Source organism: Psychrobacter faecalis (genome assembly GCF_016107575.1).
In the GTDB taxonomy this organism is placed as follows: domain Bacteria; phylum Pseudomonadota; class Gammaproteobacteria; order Pseudomonadales; family Moraxellaceae; genus Psychrobacter; species Psychrobacter faecalis.
Window position 1 is genome coordinate 20,966 of record NZ_JABAST010000037.1, and the last position, 8,444, is coordinate 29,409.

Consider the following 8,444-nt stretch of genomic DNA (forward strand, 5'->3'; position numbering starts at 1 on the left):
CCCATGCTTTTTAACCCTCTTATATTGGAATCATTATGGCAAGCTTAAAAGAGATACGTGCCAAAGTCACCAGTATTAAAAGTACCCAGAAAATTACTCGCGCTATGCAAATGGTAGCCGCTAGTAAAATGCGCCGTGCCCAAGAGCGCATGGAAGTGGGTCGCCCGTATGCTGATAGTATGCGCCGGGTTATTTCGCATTTGGTGCATGCCTCATCAGATTACAAACACCCATATATGGTCTCGCGTCCCGTTGATAAAGTTGGCTATATCGTCATCACATCAGATCGCGGCCTAGCGGGTGGTTTGAATATTAACCTATTCAAAGCTTTATCTAAAAGCATTCAGCAGTATCAAGACCAGTCCGTACAAGCCGAGTTTGCCGTTATTGGTGCTAAAGGCGTGAGTTTCTTTAAAAACTTCGGTGGTAAAGTCACTTCAGCCGTTACTGACTATGGTGATAAACCGACGTTTGAGCAATTAAACGCGCCAGTGCAAGCGATGTTAGAAGACTATAGCAACGGTAAATTAGACCGTATTTATGTGGTCTATAACCAGTTTGTCAACGCCATGACTCAAAAACCGATTGTCAACCAATTGGTACCTTTACCAGAGGGTTCATTTGGTGATGAAGAAAGTGGTATACAAACAGAGCTGAGCTGGGATTATATCTACGAGCCTGACATTAAAACCTTGATTGATGAATTACTTGGTCGCTATATCGAGTCGATTGTCTATCAAGCGGTAATGGAAAACATTGCCTCTGAGCAGTCTTCACGTATGGTTGCGATGAAAGCGGCAACAGATAATGCTGGTGACCTAATTAACGATTTACAGTTGGTTTATAATAAGCTGCGTCAAGCGGCGATTACCCGAGAAATCTCGGAAATCGTTGGCGGTGCTGCTGCTGTTTCATAATTGAAACCCTTTATAAAACCCACTATATACAGAAGTTCAAGGAGAACGCAATGAGTAGCGGTCGTATTGTACAGATTATTGGCGCGGTTCTTGACGTTGAGTTTGACCGTAACGAAGTTCCTCAAATTTTTGATGCCTTGCAAGTAGACGGCACTGAAACCACCCTAGAAGTACAGCAACAGCTAGGTGATGGTATCGTACGTACTATTGCGATGGGTTCAACCGAAGGTTTAAAACGTAACCTACCAGTGACCAACACAGGCGCACCTATTTCTGTACCAGTCGGTATGGGTACCTTAGGTCGCATCATGGATGTTCTTGGTCGTCCTATCGATGAAGAAGGTCCGGTCGCAGCAGATGAGCGCTGGTCTATTCACCGTGAAGCCCCAAGCTATGCAGAACAGTCAAACAGTACTGAGCTGCTAGAGACTGGTATTAAAGTTATCGATTTGCTTTGCCCGTTTGCGAAAGGTGGTAAAGTTGGTCTGTTTGGTGGTGCTGGTGTTGGTAAAACCGTCAACATGATGGAGTTGATCAACAACATCGCCCTTAAACACGAAGGTCTATCCGTGTTTGCTGGTGTCGGTGAGCGTACCCGTGAAGGTAACGACTTCTATCACGAAATGCAAGAGGCTGGTGTTGTCAACGTTGAAGACTTTAGCAAATCTAAAGTTGCGATGGTATATGGTCAGATGAATGAGCCACCAGGTAACCGTTTACGTGTTGCACTGTCTGGTTTGACCATGGCTGAGTACTTCCGTGATACCAAAGATCCTGCCACTGGCAAAGGTCGTGACGTATTATTGTTCGTTGATAACATCTATCGTTATACGCTAGCGGGTACTGAAGTATCGGCACTGCTAGGCCGTATGCCATCAGCGGTTGGTTATCAGCCAACGCTAGCTGAAGAGATGGGTATGCTGCAAGAGCGTATTACTTCAACGCAATCAGGTTCAATTACTTCGGTACAAGCGGTATATGTACCTGCGGATGACTTGACCGATCCATCACCAGCAACGACGTTTGCTCACTTGGATGCGACAGTGGTACTAAGCCGTGATATCGCTTCACAAGGTATCTATCCTGCGGTTGATCCACTAGATTCAACCTCACGTCAGCTTGACCCATTGGTTATCGGTGAAGAGCATTACAACGTTGCGCGTGGTGTTCAAGAAGTGTTACAGCGTTATAAAGAGCTAAAAGACATCATCGCCATTCTAGGTATGGATGAGTTGTCAGAAGAAGATAAACTGGTCGTTTATCGCGCTCGTAAGATTCAGCGCTTCTTGTCACAGCCATTCCACGTAGCGGAAGTCTTTACTGGTGCTCCTGGTAAATATGTGCCATTACGCGATACCATTGCTAGCTTTAAAGCAATCATCGCTGGTGAGTACGATGATCTACCAGAGCAAGCTTTCTATATGGCAGGCGGCATCGACGAAGTTGTTGCTAAAGCAGAAAAAATGAAGTCTTCTGCAGCGTAAGTGGTATTGGTATGGGCTAACGAGTAGGTATAATATAACCTTTATATCTACTCCTCAGTAACGCATCGCAGTTTTTACTGTTTTTTGATCGCGCTTTGATGGTAAGGAATTAAGTATGGCAACATTACAATGTCGCGTCGTAAGTGCTCGTGAAGAGTTGTATTCAGGCGAAATTAGCATGTTAATAGCTAGTGGTACCGAAGGCGAAATTGGTATATTGCCAGGTCACACCCCGCTTATTACTTTGCTAAAACCCGGTCCGATGCGCGTACAAACACCTAACGGTGGAGAAGAAGTTATTTATGTATCTGGCGGTGTGTTAGAAGTACAACCAAAAATGGTCACCGTACTTGCTGATACCGCGATGCGTGCACACAATCTTGATGAGAGTAAAATCGTTGAAGCACGTAAGAAAGCTGAGCAAATGCTGGTCAACCAATCTGATACCGTACAAACCAATGCGGCATTAGCGTCATTGGCAGAATCAGTCGCCCAGCTGCAGACTATTCGTAAATATAAAAACCGCGCCTAGCACATTGTTACGCTTTAGTTTTTGTTATAAACATAAAAACAGTCCATTAGGGACTGTTTTTTTATGCCTGTTCTTCTAATAGTTAGCTTTTTAGTAGTTAGCGCTTAATATTTGCCATAGCTCAGATATTTACTATAGTGAGTGAAAAGTAATATCGATACAGCACGCACTGCTGATATCAGTTTTTCTTGCTTACTGTGCTTGCCGCAGACAGAGGCTACAAAAAATTGATATCAGCAATACCGTAGCGTTTTTAGGATATTTTGCCTATATTTGAAATATCTCCTAGGTTATGCAATATTTATCAAAAACTAAACTGATTTTCATAAAATGATGGAAAAGTGACTAGCGGCAACGCAGATATATGGTTATATTAGAGCGTAGCAACCACGTTTTTTCTTTTAAAAGTTTATTAGCTTTTTTAACGATATTTAACGACATTTATTATTTCGGCTTTTAAAGCGTTGGTTCGATATAAGACCAGTAGAATGATTGAATAAAATTTATCCTATGCCTTTTAAAGTTAATAAGAGGTATAATTTTTGGACGCAAACTAACGTTTTATAGGACGTAGTTTATAGGTTTTGTTACCAACTATAAGCTATAGTATAGGAAGCTGTGTGTTTAATAGTATACTGTGCTACCAAGTTTGTAACCGTGTTACGGTCACTGCCTGTATTGGCTTACAAATTGATTGAGTTACGGTGCTATTAATTTACCGCTCTTATTTTCACCGCTTTTAAATAAGATGTATTAGAGGATATAACAATGACAACGAATGAAGAAGACAACACCCCCCGAATCTTGATTGTTGAGGATGACGAGCGCTTAGCTATGTTGACCCAAGATTACTTGGTTAAAAATGGTTTAGAAGTGGCAATTGAAACCGATGGTAATCGCGCCATTCGCCGTATTGTCAATGAACAACCAGATTTGGTCGTACTTGATGTCATGCTTCCTGGTAGCGATGGCTTGACGGTATGCCGTGAAGTACGTCCCCACTATCAGAATCCTATTTTGATGCTGACCGCGCGCACAGAAGACATGGATCAGGTTTTGGGTCTTGAAATGGGCGCTGATGACTATGTCGCTAAGCCTGCGCAGCCACGTGTATTGCTTGCCCGTATCCGTGCTTTATTACGCCGCTCAGAAAATGCGCCATCAGAAGATGTGCCGCAGCGTCTTGAGTTTGGTGAGTTGGTTATCGATAACGGTGGTCGCTCAGTGAATTTGGGTGATGAATTGGTTGATTTCACCAGTGCCGAATATGATTTATTATGGTTACTTGCGTCTAATGCTGGTCGTATCTTGTCACGTGAAGATATCTTTGAGCGTCTACGGGGTATCGAATATGACGGTCAAGATCGCTCAATCGACGTACGTATCTCGCGTATCCGTCCAAAAATTGGTGATGATCCAGAAAATCCTAAACGTATCAAAACCGTGCGCAGTAAAGGCTATTTGTTCGTTAAAGAAGGCAATTAACAGCGTATTGTTAATGCAATTCTCTTTACTAAAATACTTTTTAATAAAAAACCAGCGTAAAGCTGGTTTTTTATGGTCTAAACTTTAATTTTTAAACTTAAATGCTGCGTTATGTGGTTTAATTGAGCGATAATTATGGATGCTAGATTAATAGTATAGTGAGTGAAAAGTAATATCGATACATCATGCACTGCTAATATCAATTTTTCTTGCTTGCTGTGCCTGCGCAGACAGAGGCTACAAAAAATTGATATCAGCAACACTGTAGCGTTTTTAGGATATTTTGATTATATGAGATAAATTGCGCTGCAAGAATTTCTCTTCTTCCTTTATCAATAATTTTTTATTAGGTTGGTCACGGCACGTATGTCATTAGTTTCTTCTCTTAAACACAGTATCTTTGTTCGTATTTATGCTGGACTGCTCATTGTCTGTTTGTGTGTGGCATTATTTGCGCAATTGTTGATGGATACGATCAATAAAGAACGCGTCCAATCTTACCGCGAAAATATGGCTACGGGCGCTTTTCATATCGTTGCTGAAGGCATTGCCCATCAAGAAAGCGAATCGCAGCGTGAGTATTGGCTGTCGGATGCTAGTAGCTTATTTGGCGCAGAATTTAACATTGTGCCTATTAACGAGGTCGATTTTAATGCCAGTGAGCTGCGCCGTTTTGAAAAAGGCAATACCGTCGTTCGCTATGTTGCCCAGCCTATTTACGCCGATGTTTATTATCGCTTGCCAGACAACGAGAGTGTTTTAACCGCACGTATCTCGCAAGTGACCGAGCAGCAAGTACGCGCTATCGCGGTATTTTTGCTCGATGATTTGTCTTATTACGCGACTTTATCCGATAAGCGTGCGCGTTTGGCAGAACTAGAAGAAAAATTCTCTTTTCCATTAGAATTTAGAGCGATCAATACCCTTAATTTAGACCCCGATCAAATGGCACGCTTACGCCGCGATGAGGTCGTCATCTTATTACAAGATACCAATACCAGTAAAAGTAATTCGTCGATTAAAGTGGTCGTGCCGTCTGAAATCAATGATATGGCGATTTTAATCGGGCCGGTACCTTTGTTTAACTGGTTCCCGCTCAATCTGATTGTCAGTATGATTTTGATCAGTATGTTCCTGATCAGCTTAGGCGTGTATGCGCTTATTTTCCCGCTAGAGCGCAAGCTGCAACTGATTCAAGTGGGCGTTAACGAAGTCAGTAAAGGCAATCTTGATAACAAAGTGCAGGTTATCGGACAAGATGAAATTGCGCGTCTATCCGCGACCTTTAATGCGATGACGGCACATATTAAGCGTTTGATTGAATCGCAGCGCGAGCTGACGCGGGCAGTATCGCACGAACTGCGAACGCCGGTTGCACGTATTCGTTTCGCTGTCGATATGCTGGCAGATACCGATGATGAAGATTCGCGCTTTATGCAGCGTGATTATATTGATGAAGATATCGAAGCGTTAAATGGTTTGATTGATGAGATTTTAACGTACGCCAAACTTGAAGAAGGCTCACCAAAACTGGATTTAGAACCGGTCAATCTGCGCGAGTTGCTTGAGCAAATTGAGCGTGAAACCAATGCTTTAGGCAAACCGATTAAGATAGTAACCAATCTGCCAAATGCGAAAGTGACAGCGGTTGCGGATAGACGTTACCTGCACCGGGTGATTCAGAACTTAGCCGGAAATGCTTTACGTTATGCCGAAACCACGATTATCATTAGTGCGGGAGTGAAAAAAGGCAATGCTTTTGTCAGCGTAGAAGATGATGGGCACGGTATTCCTGAAGCCGACCGTGAAAAAGTCTTTATACCATTTTCACGCTTGGACGATAGTCGTACACGTGCCTCAGGTGGTTATGGTTTGGGCTTGTCTATCGTATCGCGTATCGCTTTTTGGTTTAATGGCAATATGAAAGTAGACGAGAGCCGTGAGCTTGGCGGCGCACGCTTTGTCATGACTTGGCCGATTAAACCATTGACCCAAGTCCTTGCTGCCGATGAGTTGACGCAAGAAAAAAGTGAACGCGATTTCGATGCTTAATCTTTTATAATGACCGATAAATTGATATTGATAATTTATTAAAATGATTGAAATGAGCTTAATAGTAAAGGAGGGCAAAGGATGCCGTATTTATTTGGTGGTTTAGTGGTATTGAACGCAGCAGCGCTTGGGTATTATTTATTTTTGCAGCAGCCAACCAGCACTGAGACGCTAAAGGCTGCGCAGCAAGAAATAACCCAGCCTTTAACCTTTAGCAATAGTGCCGAGTACATTCCTCCAGTTATTGGTACTAAAAAGTAGGGCTATTAAAGTGGCCAATAACGATCAGTTATTAGCCACACTCTGATGTTGTCTGTTATTTCTATTTATTTAACGTTCATTTATTTTATTGGTCGTCTATATTGGTAGTAGCATTAAATGGTTTATCATTATCAGCAGCCAATGGCGGCTCTCCGGCAACTTTGGAAATAAGTGGGATACGAACACAGACTTGTAGACCGCCATCTGGATGATTGATGGCCTCGACCGTCCCATGATGCAAACGCGCGATACGATCGACAATTGCTAAACCAAGTCCGCTACCCTGAGTAGTACGCGCTGACTCCCCGCGCTCAAACGGTTGCATGATACGCTCTAATTGGTCTTCTGCGACGCCCGCACCGCAGTCGCGCACGCATATCAATAACTGCTCTTTTGCTTCTTTATTGACCTCATTTTCAGTCACTACATCGCTGTCTTCTACTACCGTTTTTTCTATGAATGTCGGCACCACGGTAGCGGATAAATAAATGGGCGGTTTGCCGTAACGTTTGGCGTTATTGACCAAGTTAATCACCAAGCGTTTGATAGACATTGGCCGCACGGGCACCATTTTTTGACATTCGGATTGATAAATAAACTCTAGCGGCGCAAATTGCACCATAATTTCATTAAATATGGTGTCCAAATTGGTCAGGCGCACTGGCTCATCGGAACCGTCTTTCATAAAGGAAATAAACTGCTCCAAAATCGCATCCATATCTTCGATATCGTAAATCAAACCTTCTCGAAAAAATTCATCAGGCAGCATCTCAGCGGTTAAACGCATACGGGTCAGCGGCGTGCGCAAGTCGTGCGAGATACCCGCCAGCATAATCGTCCGCTCTTTTTGTGCTTGATTGAGGGTAGTAAATAAGCGATTAAATGCCATATTGACTTGGCGGATCTCAGTGGGACCATTATGGGTCGGTAAAGTGGTAGCGTGGCCGAGGCGAATATAGTTGGTCGCCGCGCGCTGCAAATAGCGTAGTGGACGATTTAATTGCCGCGCTAATAAAATAATGGTCAGCAAGGTTAAAATTGGTAGGCCAACTAAAAACAATACTAATAAAGCGGGACTGTACTGCGAATAATACACCACCGGCTCGCGAATCCAAAAGCTGGTATCGCGACTGTCTTGCACCCACAGCTGCGGCGTTGGTTTAAACTTAAAATATACCTCTACTGGACGACCCAGTTGCGCGCCAATTTCGCGCTGCAATACATCGGTAAAGACGCCAACAAACGCCTTATCTTCTATCACCGGAAAATCGCTAGGATTATTGACCACCACCACATGCGAATGCTGATAAATCCATTGCCGGACGGCCGGCACATTTTTCCAGTCTTTATTGACGCTGTTCATCAAGCGTAATTCACTGGTCAGATAGCGCGCATGATTTTTAAGCTCTGGCAAATACAGACTGCGCCAAAAAAACGAAATCGACACCCCGACGCTAATAATGACGATAAAAGCGACCATCAAGGTGGTGAGCCAACTGTTAGAGTAGGAGCGTGCGAGCCAACCTTTGCGCTGTGGCTGTGATTTTGCGGTGGTCATATATATCCAAAAAATTAATCAAAATATGGGTAAGGTGATTTTCTTTAAAATGGCAGCTAAAGCAGGTAAGTAAGGTATTTTTATTGAATGTCTATATAAAACCCCACTCTCAACTTCGAAAGTGATTGAAAAAAGAAGAGCACCTCACTAATCTA

Annotated in this window: 7 protein-coding genes; 6 read left to right on the top strand and 1 reads right to left on the bottom strand. The window is 43.1% G+C overall.

Features of this window, described 5'->3' with window-relative positions; genetic code table 11:
• Positions 1 to 35 precede the first annotated feature (35 nt).
• The 6 genes from atpG to JFC07_RS10700 all read left to right on the top strand — a co-directional run bounded on the left by atpG (position 36) and on the right by JFC07_RS10700 (position 6,731).
• On the top strand, positions 36 to 917 hold the full coding sequence (gene atpG, locus JFC07_RS10675) for a F0F1 ATP synthase subunit gamma (protein ID WP_068404256.1): 882 nt from the start codon (positions 36 to 38) through the stop codon (positions 915 to 917).
• Between the two features lie 50 nt (positions 918 to 967).
• A complete protein-coding gene (atpD, locus tag JFC07_RS10680) occupies positions 968 to 2,401 on the top strand; it encodes a F0F1 ATP synthase subunit beta (protein WP_068404254.1) in 1,434 nt (477 codons plus the stop codon).
• A 115-nt stretch (positions 2,402 to 2,516) separates the two neighbouring features.
• On the top strand, positions 2,517 to 2,933 hold the full coding sequence (locus tag JFC07_RS10685; RefSeq protein WP_068404252.1) for a F0F1 ATP synthase subunit epsilon: 417 nt from the start codon (positions 2,517 to 2,519) through the stop codon (positions 2,931 to 2,933).
• Positions 2,934 to 3,701: 768 nt separating this feature from the next.
• On the top strand, positions 3,702 to 4,418 hold the full coding sequence (locus JFC07_RS10690; RefSeq protein ID WP_021812806.1) for a response regulator: 717 nt from the start codon (positions 3,702 to 3,704) through the stop codon (positions 4,416 to 4,418).
• A gap of 366 nt (positions 4,419 to 4,784) precedes the next feature.
• Positions 4,785 to 6,470 carry an ATP-binding protein gene (locus tag JFC07_RS10695; RefSeq protein ID WP_198329020.1) on the top strand — a complete coding sequence of 562 codons (1,686 nt, stop codon included), beginning with the start codon at positions 4,785 to 4,787 and terminating at the stop codon, positions 6,468 to 6,470.
• 81 nt (positions 6,471 to 6,551) lie between these two features.
• Positions 6,552 to 6,731, top strand: a complete 180-nt coding sequence (locus JFC07_RS10700; RefSeq protein ID WP_068404248.1) for a hypothetical protein — start codon at positions 6,552 to 6,554, stop codon at positions 6,729 to 6,731.
• Positions 6,732 to 6,816: 85 nt separating this feature from the next.
• On the opposite strand, the gene JFC07_RS10705 is transcribed toward JFC07_RS10700, so the two are convergent.
• The gene (locus JFC07_RS10705; protein WP_068404246.1) at positions 6,817 to 8,289 is read right to left on the bottom strand and encodes an ATP-binding protein; all 1,473 of its coding nucleotides are present in this window, start codon (positions 8,287 to 8,289) and stop codon (positions 6,817 to 6,819) included.
• Between the last annotated feature and the right edge of the window lie 155 nt (positions 8,290 to 8,444).

Bases quoted from the DNA above. Each gene is read 5' to 3' on its own strand.
- JFC07_RS10690 (WP_021812806.1), top strand. From the start codon at position 3,702: ATGACAACGAATGAAGAAGACAACACCCCCCGAATCTTGATTGTTGAG.
- JFC07_RS10685 (WP_068404252.1), top strand. From the start codon at position 2,517: ATGGCAACATTACAATGTCGCGTCGTAAGTGCTCGTGAAGAGTTGTAT.
- atpD (WP_068404254.1), top strand. From the start codon at position 968: ATGAGTAGCGGTCGTATTGTACAGATTATTGGCGCGGTTCTTGACGTT.
- atpG (WP_068404256.1), top strand. From the start codon at position 36: ATGGCAAGCTTAAAAGAGATACGTGCCAAAGTCACCAGTATTAAAAGT.
- JFC07_RS10705 (WP_068404246.1), bottom strand. From the start codon at position 8,289: ATGACCACCGCAAAATCACAGCCACAGCGCAAAGGTTGGCTCGCACGC.
- JFC07_RS10695 (WP_198329020.1), top strand. From the start codon at position 4,785: ATGTCATTAGTTTCTTCTCTTAAACACAGTATCTTTGTTCGTATTTAT.
- JFC07_RS10700 (WP_068404248.1), top strand. From the start codon at position 6,552: ATGCCGTATTTATTTGGTGGTTTAGTGGTATTGAACGCAGCAGCGCTT.